Consider the following 22960-nt stretch of genomic DNA (forward strand, 5'->3'; position numbering starts at 1 on the left):
GCGATGGCCTTTACTGATATTTTCATCAAGCGCCCGGTTCTGTCGGTCGTCGTCAGCCTGCTGATCCTGCTGATCGGTCTGCGCGCGGCGATGGTGCTGCCGATCCGGCAGTATCCGAAGCTTTCGAACACGGTCATCAACATCACGACCGTTTATCCCGGCGCGTCCGCGGACCTGATCCAGGGCTTCATCACGACGCCGATCGAGCAGGCGGTCGCCTCGGCTGAAGGCGTTGATTACATGACCTCGTCCTCGGTGCTCGGCACCTCGACGATTCAGGTCTACATCAAGCTGAACTTCGATCCGAACCAGGCGCTCACCGAGGTGCTCGCGAAGACGAACTCGGTCAAGTACCTGATTCCGAAGGAATCGAACGACCCGATCGTCACCAAGACAACCGGCCAGACCACGGCCGTGATGTATCTGGGCTTCTCCTCCGAGGAGCTATCGGGCTCGGCCATCTCCGATTATCTGACGCGCGTGGTGCAGCCGGTGCTGTCGACCGTCGATGGCGTGGCCTCGGCCGACATTCTGGGTGGCCAGACCTTTGCCATGCGGCTGTGGCTTGACCCCGTGAAGATGGCCGGCCGCAACGTATCGCCGGGCGATGTCGCGACCGCGATTACGGCCAATAACTTCCAGTCGGCGGCGGGACAGACCAAAGGCTATCTCATCGTTTCCAACATCTCGACGAACACCAGCCTGACCGACGTCAACCAGTTCCGGAAGATGATCGTCAAGGCCAAGGACGGTGGCTTTGTCCGGATGGAGGATATCGCCACGGTCGAACTCGCGGCGCAGAGCACCGACGCGAGCGTCGCCTTCAATGGCGAGCATGCGATCTTCATCGGCGTGAACGCGACGCCGCAAGGCAATCCGCTGACGCTGGTCAAGGGCGTGCGGGCGCTGTTCCCGGAGCTCGAGCGCAATCTGCCGCCGTCGATGAAGATGAAGGTCGCCTACGACTCGACCAAGTTCATCCAATCCTCGATCGACGAGGTGGAGAAGACGCTCGGCGAAGCGATCATCATCGTGATCGTGGTGATCTTCCTGTTCCTGGCGTCGTTCCGCTCCGTCATCATTCCGGTCGTCACCATCCCGCTGTCCATGATCGGCGTCTGCACGCTGATGTTGGCGCTGGGCTTCAGCTTCAACCTGCTGACCCTGCTCGCGATGGTGCTTGCGATCGGCCTTGTGGTCGACGACGCCATCGTGGTGGTGGAGAACATCCATCGCCATCTGGAGGAGGGCAAGACGCCCGTCCAGGCCTCGCTCGAAGGCGCGCGCGAAATCGTCGGCCCCGTCGTCTCGATGACCATCACGCTCGCGGCGGTGTATGCCCCGATCGGCTTCCTCGGTGGCCTCACCGGTTCGCTGTTCCGCGAATTCGCCTTCACGCTCGCCGGCTCGGTGATCGTGTCGGGCGTGATCGCGCTGACGCTGTCGCCGATGATGTGCTCGGTGCTGCTCAAGAACACCGAAGAGGGCCGTTTCGCCAAGCTCGTCAACAAGGTGTTTGGCGCGCTGACGCGTTGGTACGGCCGCAGGCTCGACCGCTCGCTCGACTACAAGGCCATCACCGGCCTGTTCGCGATCACGATCCTCGGGCTCGTCGGCTTTCTCTATATGCACACCTCGAAGGAGCTGGCGCCCGAGGAAGATCAGGGCATCGTGTTCGCGGTGACCAAGGCGCCGAAATACGCCAACATCGACTATGTCGATTTCTACGGCGACAAGCTCGACAAGGAGTTCCAGAAATTCCCCGAGACTGATCTGCGTTTCGTGCTGAACGGCATCAACGGTCCGCAGGGCGGGATCGCCGGCATGCTCCTGAAGCCGTGGGACGAGCGCAAGCGTTCGTCTATCGCGCTGAAGCCGCTGGTGCAGGCCGAGCTCTCCAAGATCGAGGGCGTGCAGGCCTTCGCGTTCAACCTGCCGCCGTTGCCGGGTGGTCCGGGCGGTCTGCCGGTGCAGATGGTCATCAACTCCACCGCGGGCTACCAGACCGTCTTTGAGCAGATGGAGAAGCTGAAGGACGCTGCCCGCAAGAGCGGCATGTTCATCGTCTCCGACAGCGACCTCGCCTATAACCAGCCGAACGTGGAGGTCACGATCGACCGCACCAAGGCGCAGGATCTCGGCGTCAACATGCAGAACCTCGGCTCTACGCTCGCGGTTCTGCTCGGCGGCAACTACATCAACCGCTTCAATCTCGAGGGCCGGTCCTATCAGGTGATCCCGCAGGTGCCGCGTAGCGATCGCCTCTCGCCGGAATCGCTCGGCGGCTACTATGTGACCACCACCACCGGACAGCAGCTTCCGCTGTCCACGGTGGTTTCGATCAAGACCAAGACCGACCCGAACTCACTGACGCACTACAATCAGCTCAACTCGGCGACGTTCTCGGCGGTGCCGATGCCCGGCGTGACAGTCGGCGCTGCGGTGGACTTCCTCGAGGGCGAAGCCAAGAAGATGCCGCAGGGCTTCAGCCACGATTATCTCGCGGATAGCCGGCAGTATGTTCAGGAAGGCAATCAGCTCGCGATCACCTTCGGTTTCGCGCTGGTCATCATCTTCCTGGTGCTCGCCGCGCAGTTCGAGAGCTTGCGTGATCCGCTGGTGATCATGATCTCGGTGCCGATGGCGATCGTGGGAGCGCTGATCCCGCTGTTCTTCGGTGTGGCGACCATGAACATCTATACGCAGGTCGGCCTGCTCACCCTGGTTGGCCTGATCACCAAGCACGGCATCCTGATGGTGGAGTTCGCCAACGAGCTCCAGGTCAACGAGCGGCTCGACCGCCGCTCGGCCATCGAAATGTCGGCCCGTATCCGCCTGCGGCCGATCCTGATGACGACGGCCGCGATGGTCACGGGTCTGATCCCGCTGCTGACGGCAACCGGCGCCGGCGCGGCCAGCCGCTTCTCGATCGGCCTCGTGGTCGTCGCGGGCATGTCGATCGGCACGCTGTTCACCCTGTTCGTGCTGCCGGCGGTCTACGTCGTGCTGGCGACCGACCATCGCGCTGCGGCCGATTCCGAGCGTAACAAGCAGGTCAATGAACTCGACGTCGGGGCCAAGGCGCTGCGGCCGACCTGACCCAAGCCCGATTTGCGTGCGAAGCGGCAACAGCCATCGCTGTTGCCGCTTTTTTTTGTCGCGCGATATCCGGTAATATGATGGCTGGAGCGCCCGGAGTGGGCGCCTGGGCAGGTCGTCGGATGAAAAGACGCGAATTTCTGGCGGTGCTCGGCGGGACGGCACTTGCGCGGTCGGGCATGGCATTGGCGGATACGCCGGGCCGCATTTTTCGCCTTGGCACGGTGACGCCGATCGCGCCGGTCACGGCGGAGAGCCGGGGCGGCAAGATCCTGATCAAGGTGCTCGAGGAGCGCGGGTTCAAGCTCGGTCAGAATTTGACCTTTGAAGCGCGGGGCGCGCTTGGCGACGTCACGATGCTGCCCGCGCTGATCGCAGAGCTGCAGGCCAAGAACGTCGATGTCATCGTGATCATCGGCTACCCGACGGCAATGGCCGCCAAAGCGGCCGGCATCGCGACTGTCGCGGCCAGTGGCGTCGGTGATCCCGTCGAGACCAGGCTGATCGAGAGCCTTGCGCATCCGGGCGGCAAGATCACCGGCATTTCGGACGTCGCGGCGACACTCGGCGCCAAGCGGCTGTCGTTGCTCAAAGAGGTGTCGCCGAAGCTGACCAAGGTCGCGATGCTCTGGAACAAGGACGACCTCGGCATGACCATGCGCTATCAGGCGTCCGCGAAAGCGGCCCAGGCACTTGGGCTAGCCGTGCAAGCGCTCGGCGTGCGCGAGCCCGACGATTTCGACGAAGCCTTTTCGGCGATGAACAGCGATCCGCCCGATGGCATTCTGATGGTGGCGGACGCGCTGACCATTCTCAATCGCGAGCGCGTGTTCGAGTTCGCCGCCGTCCGGAAGCTGCCGGCGATCTACGAATTCGACGAATTCGCCCGCGACGGTGGACTGATGTCCTATGGTGCGGATTCGTCGGAATCCTTCGAGCGCGCGGCCGCGCTGGTCGCTCGCATTTTCAACGGGGCAAATCCCGGCGACCTGCCGTTCGAGCTGCCGACCCGCTATCCCTTGGTGCTCAATCTCAAGACGGCGAGAGCGACCGGACTTGAAATTCCCCCGACCATGCTGGCACTTGCCGACGAGGTGATCGAGTAACCTTGTGCGCTGCAGCGAGAGACAAGGTCCGGCCTTCTTGATAGGCTTGGGGCAATGAGCATTTCCGTCCATCCCGATACCCCACAAACCAGGCCGCTGCCGCGCGCGGCTGCGGACGGCGTCGCCTCCGGCGAGGCGGGACGGGGGATCAGGACCCGGCTGTTCACCAAATATGTCGCGTTGTTTGTGGTCGTGGTCGCCGTCGCCCTGCTGGCCAATGGCCTGTTCGAGGTCTTCTTCTACTATCGGGAGCACAAGGCCTCGCTGATCCGGGTCCAGCACGAGCAGGCCGAGGCGGCAGCCGCCAAGATCAGCCAGTTCGTCAAGGAGATCGAGAGCCAGCTCGGCTGGACCACGCAACTGCCATGGTCGGCGGGCTCGATCGAGCCGCGCCGGTTTGACGCGCTGCGGCTGCTGCGTCAGGTGCCGGCGATCACTGAACTGGCCCAGGTCGACGCGTCCGGCAGGGAGCGGTTGCGGGTTTCGCGGCTGGCGATGGACGCGATCGACAGCGGCATCGACCTGTCGAACGACCCGAAGTTCACCGAAGCCGTCGCGCACAAGGTCTATTACGGGCCGGTTTATTTCCGCCGGGAGTCAGAGCCCTACATGACGCTGGCGCAGGCCGGTGCCCGCAAGGATGCGGGCGTCAGCATTGCAGAGGTCAATCTCAAGCTGATCTGGGATGTCGTGTCCCAGATCAAGGTCGGCGAGCACGGGCATGCCTATGTGGTCGGCCCGGAGGGGCGACTGATCGCGCATCCCGATATCAGCCTCGTTCTGCGCAACACCGACCTGTCGGGGTTGGCGCAGGTGCGTGCTGCGCTCGCTGGCGGCGGCGTCATGCCGGACGCCTTGCAGGAAGCGACCAACATCCAGGGGCAGAAGGTTCTGACGGCGTCAGCGCCGATCGCCCCGCTCGGCTGGACCATGTTCGTCGAGCTGCCGGTCGAGGAAGCCTATGCGACGCTCTATGCGTCGCTGGAACGGCTGGCAATCGTGCTGCTCGCGGCCTCGATCTTCGCGGTGCTCGCTGGAATATTCCTCGCGCGCCGCATGGTCGGGCCGATCCAGGCGCTGCGCAGCGGCGCCGAACGGATCGGCGGTGGCGACTTCGCCCAGCGAATCTCGATCAAGACCGGCGACGAGCTCGAGGAGCTCGCGGACCAGTTCAATCACATGGGCGAACGGTTGCAGGAATCCTATGCGGATTTGGAAAAGAAGGTCGAGGTCCGAACGGCTGAATTGAGGGAGTCGCTGGAGCAGCAGACGGCGACGTCGGAAGTCCTGCAGGTGATCAGTTCGTCTCCGGGCGAACTCGGGCCGGTGTTCGACAAATTGCTCGAGAATGCCACGCGCGTCTGTGGCGCGAGTTTCGGGATCATGAATCTGTGGGACGGCGAAGGCTTCACCATCGCGGCTGACTACAACGTGCCGCCTGCGTTCGCCGCTTCGCGACGGGATGTGGCGATCCGTCCTCATCCGGAGAGTGCGCTCGCGACCGTTGTCAGGACACATCAGGTCGTCCACGTTCACGATGTCCAAAGCACGCCTGCCTATATTGCCGGAGGACCCAGCATCCGCGGAATCTCCGATGTGGCCGGCGCCCGCACGATCGTCGTCGTGCCGATGCTGAAGGAGAGCGAGCTGATCGGCACAATCGCGGTCTATCGCAAGGAAGTCCGTCCGTTCACCGACAAGCAGATCTCCGTCGTCGAGAATTTCACGAAGCAAGCCGTCATCGCCATCGAGAATGCGCGGCTGCTGAACGAGTTGCGCAAGCGCACGATGGAGCTCTCGCAATCCCTCGATGAGTTGCGCGCAGCTCAAGGCCGGCTGATCCAGACCGAGAAGCTCGCGTCGCTCGGCCAGCTCACGGCCGGCATCGCCCACGAGATCAAGAACCCGCTCAACTTCGTCAACAATTTCTCGTCGATCTCGACCGAGCTGATCGACGAGCTCAACGAGGTCCTGCAAACGGCGTCGCTCGACGGCAAAACAAAGGACGAGGTGGACGAGCTGACCGGCATGCTGCGGGGAAATCTCGAGAAAGTGGTGCAGCACGGCAAGCGCGCCGATTCCATCGTCAGGAATATGCTGCTGCACTCGCGGGAGGGCTCCGGCGAGCATCGCCTCGCCGACATCAATACGATCGTGGAGGAGAGCCTCAATCTCGCCTATCACGGCGCGCGCGCCGAACGGCCGTCGTTCAACGTGACGCTCCAGCGTGACCTCGATCCGACCGCCGGGATGGTTGACGTCTATCCGCAGGAAATCACCCGCGTCTTCCTCAATCTGATCTCGAACGGCTTCTATGCCGCGACCAAGCGCAAGGAAAGCAGTGCCGATGGATTCGAGCCGACGCTGAGCGCCGCGACGAAGAATCTCGGCGGCAAGGTCGAGATCCGGATCCGCGACAACGGCACGGGCATTCCGCAGGACGTGAAGGAGAAAATGTTCAATCCCTTCTTCACCACCAAGCCGGCCGGTGAGGGCACCGGGCTTGGTCTGTCCATGAGCCATGACATCGTCGTGAAACAGCACGGCGGCACGATCGACGTGACCACCGAGCCCGGTGTATTCACCGAATTCATCATCACCCTGCCACGCGTCATGTCGGCAGGCAGTACTTCCGGAGGCAAGACGTGAACGTTTACATCCTGGTCGTCGATGACGAGCCCGATGTCGAGGCGCTGTTCCGGCAGCAATTCCGGCGCGACCTGCGCGCCGGCCGTTTCCAGATGGAATTCGCGCCCTCGGCGCCCGATGCGCTGAAGCTCGCGGCCGAGGTTCGCGACCCCTCGTTGATCCTGATCCTGTCCGATATCAACATGCCCGGCATGAGCGGGCTCGACATGCTGCCCAAAGTGCGCGCCGAGCATCCGAATGTTCCGGTCATCATGATCACGGCGTACGGCGATGCCGAGACGCGCCGCAAGGCGATCGAGCGCGGCGCCACCGGGCTCCTCACCAAGCCGATCGATTTTGCGTTGCTGCGGCAGCAGATCGACACAAGGCTCGAGCAGGCGGCATGACTCCGACCATCCTCTTCGTCGACGACGAGCCCGACCTCGAGGCGCTGATCCTGCAAAAATTCCGCAGGAAGATTCGCGACGGGCTTGTCGCCATCATGTTCGCGCGCGACGGCCTGGAGGCGCTGGAGTCGCTCGAGCAGAATCCCCAAGTCGATATGGTGGTCTCCGACATCAACATGCCCCGGATGGACGGGCTGTCGCTGCTGCAGAAGCTGCAGGAAGCCGAGGAGAAGAAGTCGACCATCATCGTGTCGGCCTACGGCGACATGAGCAACATCCGCACCGCCATGAACCGTGGCGCGTTCGATTTCCTGACCAAGCCGATCGACTTCGCCGACCTCGAGACCACGATCGACAAGACCCTGCGTCACATCGAGATGTTGCGCGAGGTGAGGCGCCGCCAGGCGGAGGCCGAGCGGGCTCATGCCGCATTGTCGCGCCATTTCTCGCCGGATCTTGCCAAGCGTCTGGCGGCCGGCGGCGAGGGTGAGGGGATCGCGGTGCAGTGGCGCGATGTCGCGACCATTTTCACCGATATCACCGGCTTCACCTCGCTGGTCGAGACCGCGCCGCCCGAGACGTTGGGCGCGCTCCTCAACGAGTATGTCGGCGGGATGACCGAGGTGGTCTTCTCGCATGACGGGACGGTCGCAAAAATCATCGGCGACGCGATCCAGGTGCTGTTCAATGCGCCCGGCGATCAGCCGGACTACGCGACGCGTGCCGTTGCCTGCGCCCATGATCTCGATGCCTGGGCGCAGGATTTTTGCGCACGGCAGGGCGCAAAGGGCGTGAACTTCGGCACCACCCGCATCGGCATTCACGCCGGCTCCGCGCTGGTCGGCAATTTCGGCGGCAATCGCTTCTTCGATTACACCGCGTATGGGGACACGATCAACATTGCGGCGCGGCTGGAAGCCGCGAACAAGCAGCTTGGTACCCGCATCTGTGTCAGCTCCAGTGTCGCAGAGGCCGCCGAGAATTTTCAGGGGCGTCCCGTCGGCGATCTGATGCTGCGCGGGCGCAGCGAGCCGCTGCGCGCGTTTGAGCCACTGCAGCGTGAAAGGTTCGAGGCGCCCGGGACGGCCCAGTATTCCGAGGCCTTTGCCAGGATGGAAGCCGGTGACGCCACGGCCATGCCGGCCTTTGCCGCGCTGGTCGGCGCGCACGCCGATGATCCGCTCGCCGGATTTCACCTGAGGCGCCTGCTCAACGGCGGCAAGGGCGTCCGCATTCAATTGGATTAGGAGTCCGTCATGATTCGTGAATTCTCCGCCGGCAACTATCGGTTCATTCCCTCCGTGTTCCAGTATTCGGCTGGTGCGGCCGCCGACGATGGCTATGAGATCGAGCGCGTCCGGTTCGATCGCCTCGTGCCCCTGGCCGAGGGGTTTGCGCTTGCGGCAAAGTTCATTCAGGAGGCGGGGCGGCCGTTGACGGCCTTCTGTGCCTGCGAGCTGCGCTCGCCGGCTGCCTTCAGCGAGGAGGGGTTTCGCGCGTTCAACCTGCATTACGTCAAGACGCTCTCGGAGTGGGGCATCTTCGACGGCACCACCAATCCGGTGGCGCGCAGCAACGTCTGTCCGGAACTCGATCCTCCAGCCGAGCCGTCGTTCTACGCGTTCTCCTTCACGCGCCCGACAAACTCCAAAGCGCCGTCCTTCGTCATTGCCGGCGGCGCCGAGGCGCGCGAGGGCAGCGGCACCTATGTCGAGCGCACGGTCCGCTACCGCGACCTCAGTCCGGAGGGTTTGCGCGAGAAGGTCCGGTTCACCACGACGTCCCAGATGGAGAACCGGATGACGGCGTTCGGATTCGGCTGGAAGGACACCACCGGCGTGCAGGCCTATTCCGTGCACGACTTCCATCACGCGCTGGTCGACGAACTGGTTCGGCGTGGCGCGTTGCGCTCGGGCCTCACCTGGCATTTCGCGCGGCCGCCGGTGGTCGATCTCGAATACGAGATGGATTGCCGCCGCGTGATGCGCGAGAGCGTCATTTAGCGCTGGCGCGGATCGAGCGCGTCGCGCAGGCCGTCGCCGAGCAGGTTCAACGACAGCACCACGAGGAAGATCGCCAGCCCCGGCCAGATCGCCATCCAGGGCGCCTGGGTCAGGAAGCGTTGCGCTGCGTTGAGCATGCTGCCCCAGGACGGCGCCGGCGGCTGCTGGCCGAGGCCGAGGAACGACAGCGCGGCTTCTGCGATGATCGCGGCCGCGATCGAGAGCGTCGCCTGAACCAGCAGTGCGGGCAGGATGTTCGGCAGGATGTGCGAGACGGCGATGCGCCAGGACGGGTTGCCGAGTGCACGCGCCGCTTCGACATAGTCCTCGGCCTTGACGCTCAGCACCTGGCCGCGGGTCAGGCGGACAAAGATGGGCGTCGCCGAGATGCCGATCGCGATCATGGCGTTGCCAAGGCTCGGACCGAGGAACGCCGCCAGCGCAATCGCCAGGATCAGGAACGGGCAGGCCAGCATCGCGTCGGTGATCCGGCTGATCAGCGCATCGAGGAAGCCACCGCGATAGCCGGCGACGAGGCCAAGCGGCACGCCGATGCCGAGCGCGATCGCGACCGAGATCAGGCCGGCCAGCAGCGAGGCGCGCGCGCCGTAGACGACGCGGCTCAGGATATCGCGGCCGAGCTCGTCGGTGCCGAACCAGTGCGCCATCGTGGGCGGCTTGCGCACCAGGCTCCAGCTCGTCGCGATTGGATCGTAGGGCACGATCAGAGGCGCCAGCAACGCGAGCAGGATGAAGATGACGAGGACCACGAGGCCCGCGACCGCCGCCTTGCGCTTGAACAGGCGGCGCCGTGCGCGGCGTGCCGGGCTGTCCAACTCGTCGGCTTGCGCAAGGGGGCCGGACAGGGCGGCGTCGGTCATGGCCTAGCCCCTCAGCCGCGGATTGACGAGGATATAGGCGACATCGGCAACCAGATTGAGCGTGATGTAGACCGTGGCGGTCACCAGCACCACGCCCTGCACAACGGCATAGTCGCGGTTGAACACCGCGTCCACGATCAGCTTGCCGAAGCCGGGAATGGAGAAGATCTGTTCGGTCAGCACGGCGCCGGACAGCAGCGTGCCGAGCTCGAGCGCGCCGAGCGTGATGATCGGTGTCAGCGCGTTGCGCATGGCATGTTTCAGGATCACGGAGCGCTCGGAGAGACCCTTCGCGCGCGCTGTACGGACGTAATCGCTTTCCAGCACCTGGAGCATGGCGCTGCGGGTATGGCGCATCAGGACCGCGGCAATCGCGTTGCCGAGCACGAAGGCGGGCATGATGGTGGCAGCCAGGCTCGCGCGCCAGTTCTCGGTCAGCGGCACATAGCCCGAGGCCGGCAGCCAGCCGAGCTCGATCGAGAACAGGAAGATCAGCATGATGCCGAGCCAGAAGTTCGGCGTCGAGATGCCCCACAGCGCGAAGAAATTGGCGCCGTAATCCCAGGCCGTTCCCTTCTTCACGGCGGCGACGATCCCGGCGGGAATGCCGATCAGGAAGGCGATGATGATCGCCATCGAGCCGAGCTGCAGCGTCACCGGCAGCTTTTGCGCAATCAGCTCGCGCACCGGCATCTTGTTGCGCAGGGATTCGCCGAAATCGCCTGATAGCACGCCCTTCATCCAGTAGGCGTACTGCACGGGGACCGGCTGATCGAGCCGGTATTGGTGGCGGATCTGCTCGATCACGGCCGGATCGCGCTCTTCGCCCGCCATCACCAGTGCGGGATCGCCCGGCAGCAATTGCTGCAGCGAGAAGATCAGCACCGACACGAAGAACAATGTCGGTACGATCTGCGCAAGCCGGCGGGCGAGGAAGTTCAGCATCGCTGCCGCGTCACTTCAGCTTGAGGCCGACGACGCGCACGAGGCCGTCGGGCATCTGCTTGTAACCCTCGAGCTTGGTGGTGTGCGCAATGATGATGCGGCGGTGATAGAGGTAGAGGATCGGCTCCTCGTCCTGGGCCAGCTTGGCCAGCACTTCATAGCTCGCCTTGCGCTTATCGAGGTCGGTCACGAGCCGTGCGTCTTCCAGTGCCTTGTCGGCCTGCGGATTGTTCCAGTCGCCGTAGTTCTGCGGCGCTCCGCTGTGCAGGAAGACGAAGGTGTTGCCGTCAGGATCGACGCGGCCGCTCCAGGCGAGCATGAAGGCCTGGTAATCGCCGGATTCGGCCTGCTTGAGCCCGGTTGCGAATTCGGTGACGCGGATCTTCATGTCGAAGCCGGCTTCCGCGGCCATCGACTGGATGACCTGCGCCGGTGTCTCCGTCTCCGCGCCCTTCGGCACCAGGAAGTCGACGCTGACCGGCGGCGTCACGCCGGCTTCCTTCAAGAGCGCCTTGGCCTTCTCCAAATTGCGGGGGCGGACCGGCAAGCCCTTTTGGTAATAGGGATGATCGGGATTGACCCATTGATTGCCGACCTGGAACTCGCCGTTGAACACGACCTGGTTGATCGCCTCGCGATCGATGGCAAGATCGAGGGCCTGCCGTACCTTGGCGGACTGGCTCAGCGGTCCCTTGGCCTTGTCCTTGCCGATGTTGAGCGTGATGCCCTGATAGCCGAGCTCGATGGCGGTGGCGACCTTCAGCCGTGAATCGGCGCGCACCTCCTTGAGGTCGGTGGCGAGCACGCGCTCGATCAGATCGAGGCCGCCGGATTTCAAATTCGCAAGCCGCACGGTGGCGTCGACGATGGGCTGGAACACGATCTTGTCGATGAAGACGTTGTCCTTGTTCCAGTAGTCCGCGAACTTCTCGAACACGATGCGGTCCTGCTGCACGCGCTCGACGAATTTGTAGGGGCCGGCGCAGACCGGGTGCAGGCCGAACTTGTCACCGGCTGCCTTTGCCGCCTTCGGCGACATCATCATGCCGGCGCGATCCGTGAGCTGGGCTAGCAGCGGCGAGAACGGCGATTTCAGCACCAGCTTGACGGTGAGGGGATCGACGACATCGATGTGGTCGACCGAGGCAAGCTCCGGCTTGCGGAACGAGCCGGGGAGGGTCAGATGGCGCTCCAGCGAGAATTTGGCGGCCTCCGCGTCGAACGGCTCGCCGTCGTGGAATTTCACGCCGGGACGCAGCTTGATGACGAGCGCCTTGCCGTCGTCGGCGGTCTCGCTCGACAGCGCGAGCTGGGGCACAATGTTGAGCTTCTCGTCGATGTCGAACAGCTTGTCGCAGAATGCCGCGAACACGATGCGGCCGACATAGGTGCGCGCCATCGAGGGATCGAGGATATCCGGGTCCTCGGCAAGGCCGATGCGCAACGTGGTCTGCGCCTGGGCGGCACCAAGCGACAGCAGGAACGCAGCCGCGGTTGCGGCCAAGCGAAACATCTTCATCGGACAGTCCCCATTGCTTCGGCTACGGCGTTGTAGGCCTTGCACTCTGTATACCAACCCCGACCGGGCTTGCGCCTTCCGTCTTTCGGCTGAAGGCTGCGACTAATTTTGCCAGTTCCGGCGTGAAGCCGCCCGCGGTGGGCAGGATGCTGTCGGCCGGAGGTAACTCGCTGGCGCGATGGCAGGCGGTGGCGTGGCCTGCCTCGTCGGCCACCAGCGCCGGCGCTTCGGTACGGCAGCGGTCGATCACGAAGGGGCAGCGGGTGTGGAAGCGACAGCCGGCCGGCGGATTGAGCGCGCTCGGGATCTCGCCTTGCAGCACGACCTTGGCCCGCCTCGCGCGAGGTTGCGGCAGCGGGATCGCGGACAACAGGGCGCGGCTGTACGGATGGCGTGGCTCGGCGAACAACGCGTCCGCATCGGCCTCTTCGACGATGCCGCCGAGATTCATCACCGCGACGCGGTCGGCGATGTGCTTGACCACCGCGAGATCATGCGAAACGAAGATATAGGCCAGACCAAGCCGGTCCTGCAGCTCGCGCAGCAGATTCAAGATCTGCGAGCGGATCGAGACGTCGAGCGCCGAGACCGGCTCGTCGCAGATGATCAGCTTCGGCTCGACCGCGAGCGCGCGGGCGATCGCGATGCGCTGGCGTTGGCCGCCGGAGAATTCGTGCGGATAGCGCCGGGCCAGCCGCGGCTCCAGCCCGACCAGCCGCAAGATTTCCGCGACGCGCTCGCGCCGCTGCTCCGGCGGCACGAGATCGTGCAGCGCGAGCGGCTCAGTCAGGATCTGGCCGACCGTCATGCGCGGGTTGAGCGAGGCGTAGGGGTCCTGAAAGATGATCTGCGCTTCGCGGCGGAATTTGCGGAGCGCATCGGCATCGAGCGAGAGCAGGTCGCGACCGTCGAACCTCACGCTGCCCGCATCGGGCTCGATCAGCCGCAGCACCAGGCGGCTGACGGTGGATTTGCCGCAACCGGATTCACCGACCAAAGCGAGGGTCTTGCCGGCTTCGAGCGTGAAGCTGACCCCATCGACCGCTTTGACATGGGCCAGCGCCCGGCCGAACAGCGACCGCTGGGCGACGAAATGCTTGACCAGGCCGTTGACCTCGAGGAGCGCCATCACGACACCAACAGTTCGAGCGGTGCACGGATGCAGCGCGAGAGATGGCCGGGGCTGACTTCCACCAGCGGCGGCGGCGCCCTCGTGCAGGCGTCCAGCACGAACGGGCAACGCGCGGCAAAACGGCAGCCCGCGGGTGGCTGTGCCATGTTCGGCACCATGCCTTCGATCGTGGCAAGCTGTTCGGCGCGATGGTCCAGACGCGGGATGGAGCCGAGCAGTCCGACCGTGTAGGGATGCTGCGGCGCGGAGAACAATTCGTCGACCGGCGCGCGCTCGACGATCTCGCCGGCATACATCACCGCGACTTCATCGCAGACTTCGGCGACGACGCCGAGATCGTGGGTGATCAAGATGATCGCGGCGCCGCTCGCAGCCTTCAGCTCGCGCATCAGTTCCAGGATCTGGGCCTGCAGGGTGACGTCGAGTGCGGTGGTCGGCTCGTCGGCGATCAGGAGCTGCGGATCGCAGGCGAGCGCCATCGCGATCATGACGCGCTGGCGCATGCCGCCGGAGAGCTTGTGCGGATATTCGTCGATCCGACGCTCGGGCGAGGGGATGTGCACGCGGCGCAACAGCTCGATCGCGCGGTCTCGCGCGCCGCGGCGCGAACCGCCGCGATGGCGCAAGATGGTCTCGATGATCTGGTCGCCGATGGTGAAGCTCGGGTTGAGCGAGGTCATCGGTTCCTGGAAAATCATCGCGAGCCGGTTGCCGCGCAGGTCGCGCAGCGTCTGGTCCGGGGTCTTCAGCAGATCGAAACCGTCGAAGCGGATCGCGCCCGATATCTCCGTCGTCTGTTTCGGCAGCAGGCCCATGATCGCCAGTGAGGTCACGCTCTTGCCGCAGCCGGATTCACCGACGAGGCCGAGCGTTGCACCATTGGCGACGCTGAGATCGACGCTGTCGACCGCGTGGGTGACGCGGCCGTCGTCACCGTGAAAGCGGATGCGCAGGTCCCTGATCTCGATGAGAGGGCTTGCGCTCATGTCTGTCTTGCCCGTGCCGCGGCGATGCTGGCGTCGATGACGCGGCGATCGGTATTGCCGGCCGGGTTCCGCCGGGTCGGCATGGACGGGCGGAAGTGGACCCAGAGTTCGTGGCTGACCCGTTCGAGCCGCTCGAGCTCGCCGAGCGGGTCGGGATGATCGTCGGCGCGGATGTCGAGCGCCGGCCATTCCTCCTCGCCGTGGATCAGCAGTGCTGCGGACTGCTTGCCGCGCTTGTCGCCGCCGGCGGCTTCGCCGGCGCGCATCGCCGCGAGCAGCCGGCGTGGGAACGGCAGGCTGTCATTGGCGATGTAGGTCTTCGCCGTCTCGGCAAGCACGTCGGCGCCGGCGAGCATGTTGCCCGCGATCGAAAAGCCGCTTCCTGCGATGTGCCCGCACCAGTCGACGCAATCGCGCCCGGTATGCGCGTCGATCGCGCCACTTGCATCCATGATGTGGATCTGGCGGCTCTCGCGGCCGTCGTCGGTCGCGAGCAGGGCGGCGAGCACGTCATGGGCGTTGAGACCCTCGCGCAACAGCTTGACGCCGTCGATCCCGTAATAGGGATTGACGAAAGCTTGGGTTGCAATGGCGCCAAGGCCCGCCGCGATGTAGGGCACGCGTGCCCCGACGGCGAAGAAGCGGGTCGCGACCGCAATGCCGAACTGGCCGGTGGCAGAATCGCGCGCAATGATCGACCAGGTCATGTGCTGCCTTCAGCGTCCCGCGGCGTAGCCCTGCATGCCGCGCGGATTGGCGGCAGCGCGTCGACGTACACCGACGCGCGAGGCTGCGGTGAGCCGGCCCTCGGACCAGTCGGGACCGACCTCGACGATATGCCCACGCTCGCGCAGGTTCTCGATCGTCGCCTTGGGCACGCGGTTTTCGACCACGAGCACACCGGGACGCGCGGTGCGCGGCCAGAACGAGATCGGGAAATGCTCGGAGTGCCAGGCGGGCGCGTCGATCGCCTCCTGGAGATTGAGGTTGCAATGGACGTGGCGCAGGAAGAACTGCGTGATCCACTGATCCTGCTGGTCACCGCCGGGCGAACCCCAGGCGAGGTAAGGCTCGCCGTCGCGCAGCGCCATGGTCGGCGACAGCGTCGTGCGCGGCCGCTTGCCCGGCGCGAGCGAGCCGGGATGGTTTTCTTCCAGCCAGAACATCTGGGCGCGACTGCCGAGGCAGAAGCCGAGCTCCGGAATGATCGGCGAGGATTGCAGCCAGCCGCCCGATGGTGTCGATGACACCATGTTGCCGGCCTTGTCGATGATGTCGAAATGCACGGTGTCGCCGCGCACCTCGCCGAAGCGTCCTACCGTGGGCTCGCCGGCGCCGAGCGCACCGACCGCCTCGCGCTGTCCCTCGGCGCGGCGCAGCTTGACCACGCCGCCGAAGCCTTCGACCGTGCCGGGGACGAAATCGAGCGACGCCTTGTCTGTGACGAGCTTGCGGCGTTGGTCGTTGTAGGCATCCGACAGCAACGTTGCGATCGGGATCTCGCTGAACTTGGGATCGCCGTAGAACTTTTCGCGGTCCGCGAAGGCGAGTTTTGCGCATTCGATCTGGAGATGGATGAACTCCGGCCCGGTCGGATCGAGGCCGTCGAGCGCAAAGCCCTTCAACAGCGCGAGCTGTTGTAGCGTTACCGGACCCTGGCTCCAGACGCCGGCCTTGCAGACGGTGTAACGGCCGTAATCGTAGGTGAGGGGGGCCTCGATCGTCGGCTGCCAGCGTGCCATGTCGTCGGCGGAGAGCACGCCGCGATGCGGCGAGCCGCTGACGTCCATCACCTCCTGCGTCCGGCAGAACTTGTCGATGGCTTCCGCGACGAAGCCCTGAGACCAGGCCTTGCGCGCGCGCTCGATCTCGGCGTCGCGGCCACCGCCGCCGCTTTCGGCTTCGTTCAAGATCCGGGTGTAGGTCGCGGCGAGCGTCTTGTTGGTGAAGAGCGTGCCGGGCCTCGGTACCTCGCCGTTCGGCAGGTAGACAGCGGCCGAGGTCGGCCAGTGCTTGCGGAACAATTGCTCGACGGTCTGGATCGTGGCGCAGGCGCGCTCGACCAGCGGATAGCCGTCGCGGGCGTAGGAGATCGCAGGCTCCAGCACATCGCGCACGCGCATCGTGCCGTAGTCGCGGAGCAGCATCATCCAGGATTCGAAGGTGCCGGGAACGCAGGCCGCGAGCAGTCCGGTGCCGGGGACCATGTCGAGGCCCTCGCTCTTGTAATGCGCGATCGTGGCGCGCGCCGGCGCCGGGCCCTGGCCGCAGATCACCTCGGTGCGGCCGCGCTTTACGTCATGGACGATAACAGGCACGTCGCCGCCGGGGCCGTTCAGATGCGGCTCGACGACCTGCAGCGTGAACGCGGCGGCGACACCGGCGTCGAAGGCATTGCCGCCCTTTTCGAGAATAGCCATGCCGACAGCGGTTGCGATCCAGTGCGTGGTCGCGACGACACCGAACGTGCCTTCGATTTCTGGGCGCGTCGTGAACGGATCGGGGTTGACGTTGCTGGCCATGGGCTACCTCATTTGCGGCGCGCGCAATTGATCACATCCGACGCTGGGATGCCAAATGCACAGGCCGCATGGCACGCGCGCGTTATGCCGGGACCGGCGCGGTGTTGACCGCGTGACAGGCGACACCGTCGATCAGTTCCGGGGCCTCCTTGCGGCAGAGGTCGTACGCCAGCGGACAGCGCGGATTGAAGGCACAGCCGGACGGCGGATTGATCGGGTTCGGAATCTCGCCCTTCACCGGAATCCGCTGCCGACCGGACATCGCGAGATCAGGCACGGCGCCCAGCAGCATTTTGGTGTAGGGCATGCGGGGCCGGGCGAACAGCTCGCGCCCCTCCGCGATCTCGACGATCCGGCCGAGATACATCACGCCGACCCGGCTCGCCATGTGGCGGACCACGGCGAGGTTATGGCTGATGAACAGATAGGTCAGGCCGAATTTGTCCTGCAGGTCGCGCATCAGGTTCAGGATTTGCGCCTGCACCGACACGTCGAGCGCCGAGGTCGGCTCGTCGCAGACGATGAATTCGGCGTCGGAGGCGAGCGCCCGCGCGATTGCGATGCGCTGGCGCTGACCGCCGGAGAACTCATGCGGAAATTTCAGGCGGTCGTCGGGATGCAGGCCGACGAGGCTGAGCAGCTCGCCGACGCGCGCCTGGATGTCGCGTTCGCCCTGGATCAGGTCGAAGGCGCGGATCGGCTCGGAGATGATGGCATCGACGCGGAAGTGCGGGTTCAGGCTCGCATACGGATCCTGAAAGATCATCTGGATGCGACGGCGCAGCTTTCGGCGTGCCTGCGCTTGCCGCGGATTGGTCATCGAGACGCCGTCGATCAGCACGTCGCCCGCGCTCGGCGGCAACAGGCCGACCACCATCCGCGCCACCGTGGTCTTGCCCGAGCCGGATTCGCCGACCAGCGCAAAGGTCTCGCCCTTCTTGATGTCGAAGGTGACGTGATCGACCGCCTTGAGATATTCGAGATGTCCGCCTTCGAGCAAGCGGTTGAGCCAGGGCTTCGAGACGTCGAAGACGCGGCGGAGGTTCGTGGCCTGGACGAAGGGGGCGCTCATGCCGCAGTCTCCGCCGGCGCGTTGTCATAGAGATGGCAGGCAACGGACTGCGTGCCGCGCGACAGCGGCTCCGGCCGCTCCACGCGGCAGCGATCGAAGACGGATGCGCAGCGCGGGTTGAACGAGCAGCCGCGCGGGATCGCCGACAGGCGCGGCATCGAGCCGGGAATCTGCACCAGACGTTTGTCGTCGCCGGCAAGCGTCGGGATCGCGCCCATTAGACCCTTGGCATAGGGATGCAGCGGATTCCTCACGACGTCCTGCACCGGGCCGATCTCGGCGACGCGACCGGCATACATCACCGCGACGCGGTCCGAGGTCTCGGCGATCACGCCCATGTCGTGGGTCACCAGCATCACGGCGGTGCCGTGGTCGCGGCCGAGCCGCTTGATCAACGAGATGATCTGCGCCTGCACGGAGACGTCAAGCGCGGTGGTCGGCTCGTCCGCGATGATCAGCTCCGGCTCGGCGCAGATCGCCAGCGCAATCACCACGCGCTGGCGCATGCCGCCGGAGAATTCATGAGGGTAGCCGTCGATGCGCTTTTCCGGGGCGGGAATGCCGACCTCGGCGAGGAGGTCGATGGCACGGCGGCGGGCCGCCTGTTCGGACAGATTGAGGTGGGTCCGGATCGTTTCCACGATCTGGTCGCCGACCTTGTACAGCGGATTGAGCGAGGTGAGCGGATCCTGGAAGATCATGCCGATGCGCTTTCCCCTGATACGGCGCATCTCCTCCGGCGGCATATTGTCGATGCGGAGGCCCGCGAGGTGGATCTCGCCACCGGCGATGCGGCCGGGCGGATCGATCAGGCCGATCACCGAAAGCCCGGTGACGGATTTGCCGGCGCCGGATTCGCCGACCACGCCAAGCACTTCGCCCTTGGCGATGTCGAAGGAAACACCGTCGATCGCGCGCAGCGTGCCGCGGCGGGAGGCGAACTCGACCTGGAGATTACGGACGGAGAGAACGGGTTCGGTCATGAACGCTGCATACTCATCGGAGTTTCGGGTTGAGCGCGTCGCGCAGCCAGTCGCCAAGCAGGTTGATCGACAGGATCAGGGCCGCGAGCGCGATTCCCGGGAAGGCGACGATCCACCATTCGCCTGCGAACAGATATCCGTTGCCGATGCGGATCAGCGTACCGAGCGACGGCATGGTCTCGGGCATGCCCGAGCCGAGGAAGGACAGCGTCGCCTCGGTGATGATGGCGAGCGCGAGGTTGATGGTGGCGATCACGAGGATCGGTCCCGTGGTGTTCGGCAGCACGTGGCGCAGCATGATCACGGGGGCGGGCAGGCCGATCAATTGCGCGGCTGCGACATAATCCTTGTTCTTCTCGACCAGCACCGAGCCACGCACCGTGCGGGCGTACTGCACCCAAAAGCTCAGCCCGATCGCGAACACCAGGACCGCCAGCATGCTCATCTCGTCGAGCTTGTTGCCGAAGACCGACTTGGCGATGCCGTTGATCAGGAGCGCGATCAGGATGGCCGGAAAGGAAAGCTGCACGTCGGCGATGCGCATGATCAGCCCATCGACGGCGCCGCCGAAATAGCCGGCCGTCAGCCCGAGCAGGATGCCGATTGCGCCGGAGAGGACCACGCCGAGCACGCCGACGAGCAGCGAGATGCGCAGGCCGTAGAGGATCGCGGACAGCACGTCGCGGCCCTGCTCGTCGGTGCCGAGCAGGAACGGGCTCTGGCCGTCGGCGGTCCAGAGCGGCGAGATGCGCGAATTCATCAGCTGGAGCTGCGCCGGGTCGAACGGGTTTTGGACCGATAGCACCGAGGCGAAGATCGCGACCAGGAAGAACAGCAGCGTCACCCCCGCGGCGATCATGGTGATCCTGGAGCGGCGGAACGAATAGAACAGGTCGCTGTCGAGCGCGCGCCGGAACCAGCCGGGTGCGGCGGCGCGCTTCTCGGTGCTGTGTGGAACGACGGCTTCGCTCATGTCAGTGCGCCCGGCTGACCGTCGAGCGCAGCCGCGGATCGACGATGGTGTAGAGGATATCAACCACGAGATTGATGGTGACGAAGATCAGCGACACCATCATCAGATAGGCCGCCATGATCGGAATATCGACGTTCTGAACGGCCTGCACGAACAGGAGTCCCATGCCCGGCCACTGGAACACGGTCTCGGTGATGATTGCGAAAGCAATGACCGAGCCAAATTGCAGACCCGCCACGGTGATGACGGGAACCAGCGTGTTGCGCAGCGCGTGGCCGAAATGGATCGCCCGCGTGGTCAGCCCGCGGGCACGGGCGAATCGGATGTAGTCGGTCCGCATGACCTCGAGCATCTCCGCGCGGACCAGTCGCATGATCAGGGTCATCTGGAATAGGCCAAGCGTGATCGAGGGCATGATCAGCGCTTTGAGGCCTGACAGGGTCAGGAGCCCCGTCGTCCACCAGCCGATATGCACGACGTCGCCCCGCCCGAACGAGGGCAGCCAGCCGAGCGTTACCGAGAACAGGTAGATCATGAGAATGCCGATCAGGAAGGTCGGCAGCGAGATGCCGATCAAGGAGACGGCCTGGAATATGTGCGTGAGCCAGCTGTCACGGCGCAGCGCCGAATAGACGCCCATCAGGATGCCACAGATCATCGCGAAGATGGTGGCGCAGATCGCAAGCTCCAGCGTCGCGGGCATCCGCTCCATCAGCAGATTGGTGACAGGCAGACGGAACTGGTAGGAGACGCCGAACTTGAACTGCGCGGCGTTGCCGATATAGCGGCCGAACTGCACGATCACGGGATCGTCGAGGCCGAGCGATTTGCGGATCGCGGCGCGTTCGGCGCCGGACGTGTCCATCCCGACCATCTGGTTCACGGGATCGCCGGCGAAGCGAAACATCGAGAACGAGATGATTCCGACGGCAATCATGACACCGATGGCCTGGATGGCTCGGCGCAGTGTGAAAGCGAGCATCTGTTCCTTTCACATTTTTTCAGCAGCACGCATCATCGCGTTAGCCCGAAACAGCAAGTCCCGGAAGCCAGAGCTTCCGGGACTTCACAACTTGTCGATACCTACTCGTCCTGCTTGGTCGCCCAGTAGAGCATGACCATGTTGTCAGCACGCTGGGTCAGCTTCACCTTTTTCGACACGCCCCAGGCGAGCGCCTGCTGGTGCAGCGGGATATAGGCCCAGTCCTTCATCGAGAGCTCGAACGCCTGCTTGATCAGCTGATCGCGCTTGGCGGTATCGGATTCCACGAGAACCTTGTCGGCGAGCTCGTCGAACTGCTTGTTGCAATAGCCGGCAAGATTGGCTTCGCCGCGGTTGGGATCCTTGGGATCATCCCGGCAGCCCATGATGTCGTGCAGGACGTTCTGGGAGTCGACCGTATCCGGGGTCCAGCCCAGCATGTACAGCGAGGTCTTGTAGCCGCCGGGCTTCAGCACCTTGGCGAAATACTGGGCCTTGGGTTGTGCCAGCAGATCCACCTTGATGTTGATGCGGGCGAGCATGCCGACGATGGCCTGGCAGATCGCTGCGTCATTGACGTAGCGGTCGTTCGGGCAGTCCATCGTCACTTCGAAACCGTCGGCATAGCCGGCGTCGGCCAAGAGCTTCTTGGCGGCATCGGGGTCGAACTTCGGCCGGATCAAGTCCTTCGCGGAAAAGATCTCTGGTGCGACCATCAATGCGGACGGCGTGGACAGCCCGCGCATGACGCGATTCTTGATCAGGTCGACATCGATCGCACGATAGACCGCTTCGCGGACGCGAACGTCCTTGAATGGGTTCTTGCCCTTGACGTTGGAGTAAAGCAGCTCGTCGCGGGCCTGATCCATGCCAACGAAGATGGTGCGGAGCTCGGGTCCCGTCAGGGCGGTGGCGTTGGGGCTCGCTTTGACGCGCTCGATGTCCTGGACCGGAACCGGTTCGATCACGTCGACCTCGCCCGAGAGTAGGGCCGCGACACGCGTCGCCGGGTTTGCAATCGGCGTGAACACAATCTCCTTCAGATTATGCTCCGGCTTGCCCCACCAGTTCGGGTTGACCTTGAAGACGGTCTTCACGCCCGGCTGATGGCTTTCAATGGTGAAGGGTCCGGTGCCGTTTTCATGGAGCGAGGCATAGCTCGGGGTCGTCGCAGCTGCGGGCGTCGGTGCCACCGCATCGTTCGCCTCCGCCCATTTTTTGTCCATGATGTACCAGGTCGCCCACAGTGCCGTCAGGATGGGATTGGGCGAGGTCAGGACGAAATCGACGGTGTAATCGTCGACCTTGATGGCCTTGGCGTCGGCGGGAACGCGGCTCTGGAAATTTGAGCCCTTCGCTCGCACGCGCTCGGCCGAGAACACCACGTCATCGGCGGTGAACGGGTCACCGTTGTGGAATTTCACGCCCTTGCGCAGGTGAAAGCGCCAGCGCGTCGGCTCCGGCGTCTCCCAGCTTTCGGCGAGCGCCGGGACGATCTTCAGGTCCTTGCCGCGGGCAACCAAGCCCTCATAGACGTGGCCGAGATGCGCACTGGTGGTCGATTCATTCAGGGTGTAGGGGTCGAGCGACTTAAGCTCACCCTGGTTGGCGTAGCGCAGCGTCTGGCTCGACGCCGGCGACACCGCCAATGCGAGCACACCGGCGAGCGTCGCCGCAAACAAACTTCGTCCGACTGACATTCTTGACCCTCTCCACTCGCCC

Annotated in this window: 18 protein-coding genes; 6 read left to right on the top strand and 12 right to left on the bottom strand. The window is 64.5% G+C overall.

Translation table 11 applies throughout. The features are described from left to right. Positions 1-3: 3 nt before the first annotated feature. The 6 genes from NLM32_RS16290 (at position 4) to NLM32_RS16315 (ending at position 9243) form a co-directional block, all read left to right on the top strand. Positions 4-3099, top strand: coding sequence for a MexW/MexI family multidrug efflux RND transporter permease subunit (locus NLM32_RS16290; protein ID WP_254129957.1), 3096 nt, complete (start codon positions 4-6; stop codon positions 3097-3099). A 122-nt stretch (positions 3100-3221) separates the two neighbouring features. Further along, positions 3222-4205 carry an ABC transporter substrate-binding protein gene (locus NLM32_RS16295; RefSeq protein ID WP_254129958.1) on the top strand — a complete coding sequence of 328 codons (984 nt, stop codon included), beginning with the start codon at positions 3222-3224 and terminating at the stop codon, positions 4203-4205. A 54-nt stretch (positions 4206-4259) separates the two neighbouring features. Then, entirely contained in the window at positions 4260-6854 is a 2595-nt protein-coding gene (locus tag NLM32_RS16300; protein WP_254129959.1) for an ATP-binding protein, read from the top strand. Beyond that, the gene (locus tag NLM32_RS16305) at positions 6851-7240 is read left to right on the top strand and encodes a response regulator (RefSeq protein ID WP_254129960.1); all 390 of its coding nucleotides are present in this window, start codon (positions 6851-6853) and stop codon (positions 7238-7240) included. Before NLM32_RS16300 ends, NLM32_RS16305 begins: the two co-directional genes overlap by 4 nt. Further along, a complete protein-coding gene (locus NLM32_RS16310) occupies positions 7237-8487 on the top strand; it encodes an adenylate/guanylate cyclase domain-containing protein (protein WP_254129961.1) in 1251 nt (416 codons plus the stop codon). The genes NLM32_RS16305 and NLM32_RS16310 overlap by 4 nt, the downstream gene beginning before the upstream one ends. A 9-nt stretch (positions 8488-8496) precedes the next feature. Beyond that, positions 8497-9243 carry a hypothetical protein gene (locus NLM32_RS16315; protein WP_254129962.1) on the top strand — a complete coding sequence of 249 codons (747 nt, stop codon included), beginning with the start codon at positions 8497-8499 and terminating at the stop codon, positions 9241-9243. Here the strand turns inward: NLM32_RS16315 and NLM32_RS16320 are convergent. From NLM32_RS16320 to NLM32_RS16375, 12 genes are all read right to left on the bottom strand, one after another. Beyond that, positions 9240-10124 carry an ABC transporter permease gene (locus NLM32_RS16320; RefSeq protein ID WP_254129963.1) on the bottom strand — a complete coding sequence of 295 codons (885 nt, stop codon included), beginning with the start codon at positions 10122-10124 and terminating at the stop codon, positions 9240-9242. The two genes, NLM32_RS16315 and NLM32_RS16320, sit on opposite strands and share 4 nt — an antisense overlap. 3 nt (positions 10125-10127) lie before the next feature. Further along, the gene (locus NLM32_RS16325; protein WP_254129964.1) at positions 10128-11069 is read right to left on the bottom strand and encodes an ABC transporter permease; all 942 of its coding nucleotides are present in this window, start codon (positions 11067-11069) and stop codon (positions 10128-10130) included. Positions 11070-11079: 10 nt separating this feature from the next. Beyond that, entirely contained in the window at positions 11080-12588 is a 1509-nt protein-coding gene (locus NLM32_RS16330) for an ABC transporter substrate-binding protein (protein ID WP_254129965.1), read from the bottom strand. A 22-nt stretch (positions 12589-12610) separates the two neighbouring features. Beyond that, on the bottom strand, positions 12611-13717 hold the full coding sequence (locus tag NLM32_RS16335; protein WP_254129966.1) for an ABC transporter ATP-binding protein: 1107 nt from the start codon (positions 13715-13717) through the stop codon (positions 12611-12613). Beyond that, a complete protein-coding gene (locus NLM32_RS16340) occupies positions 13717-14706 on the bottom strand; it encodes an ABC transporter ATP-binding protein (protein ID WP_254129967.1) in 990 nt (329 codons plus the stop codon). The genes NLM32_RS16335 and NLM32_RS16340 overlap by 1 nt, the downstream gene beginning before the upstream one ends. Next, entirely contained in the window at positions 14703-15413 is a 711-nt protein-coding gene (locus NLM32_RS16345) for a DUF1028 domain-containing protein (RefSeq protein ID WP_254129968.1), read from the bottom strand. Before NLM32_RS16345 ends, NLM32_RS16340 begins: the two co-directional genes overlap by 4 nt. A 9-nt stretch (positions 15414-15422) precedes the next feature. Next, entirely contained in the window at positions 15423-17228 is a 1806-nt protein-coding gene (locus tag NLM32_RS16350) for a gamma-glutamyltransferase family protein (RefSeq protein WP_254129969.1), read from the bottom strand. Positions 17229-17310: 82 nt separating this feature from the next. Beyond that, positions 17311-18300, bottom strand: coding sequence for an ABC transporter ATP-binding protein (locus tag NLM32_RS16355; RefSeq protein ID WP_254129970.1), 990 nt, complete (start codon positions 18298-18300; stop codon positions 17311-17313). Then, positions 18297-19283: an ABC transporter ATP-binding protein gene (locus tag NLM32_RS16360; RefSeq protein WP_254129971.1), complete on the bottom strand. Its 987-nt coding sequence runs from the start codon at positions 19281-19283 to the stop codon at positions 18297-18299. Before NLM32_RS16360 ends, NLM32_RS16355 begins: the two co-directional genes overlap by 4 nt. Before the next feature lie 13 nt (positions 19284-19296). Then, entirely contained in the window at positions 19297-20256 is a 960-nt protein-coding gene (locus NLM32_RS16365) for an ABC transporter permease (RefSeq protein WP_254129972.1), read from the bottom strand. 1 nt (position 20257) lies between these two features. Next, on the bottom strand, positions 20258-21238 hold the full coding sequence (locus tag NLM32_RS16370; RefSeq protein WP_212297955.1) for an ABC transporter permease: 981 nt from the start codon (positions 21236-21238) through the stop codon (positions 20258-20260). A gap of 101 nt (positions 21239-21339) precedes the next feature. Beyond that, entirely contained in the window at positions 21340-22938 is a 1599-nt protein-coding gene (locus NLM32_RS16375) for an ABC transporter substrate-binding protein (protein WP_254129973.1), read from the bottom strand. Positions 22939-22960 lie beyond the last annotated feature (22 nt).

The sequence above is a fragment of the Bradyrhizobium sp. CCGUVB14 genome, from assembly GCF_024199935.1.
In the GTDB taxonomy this organism is placed as follows: domain Bacteria; phylum Pseudomonadota; class Alphaproteobacteria; order Rhizobiales; family Xanthobacteraceae; genus Bradyrhizobium.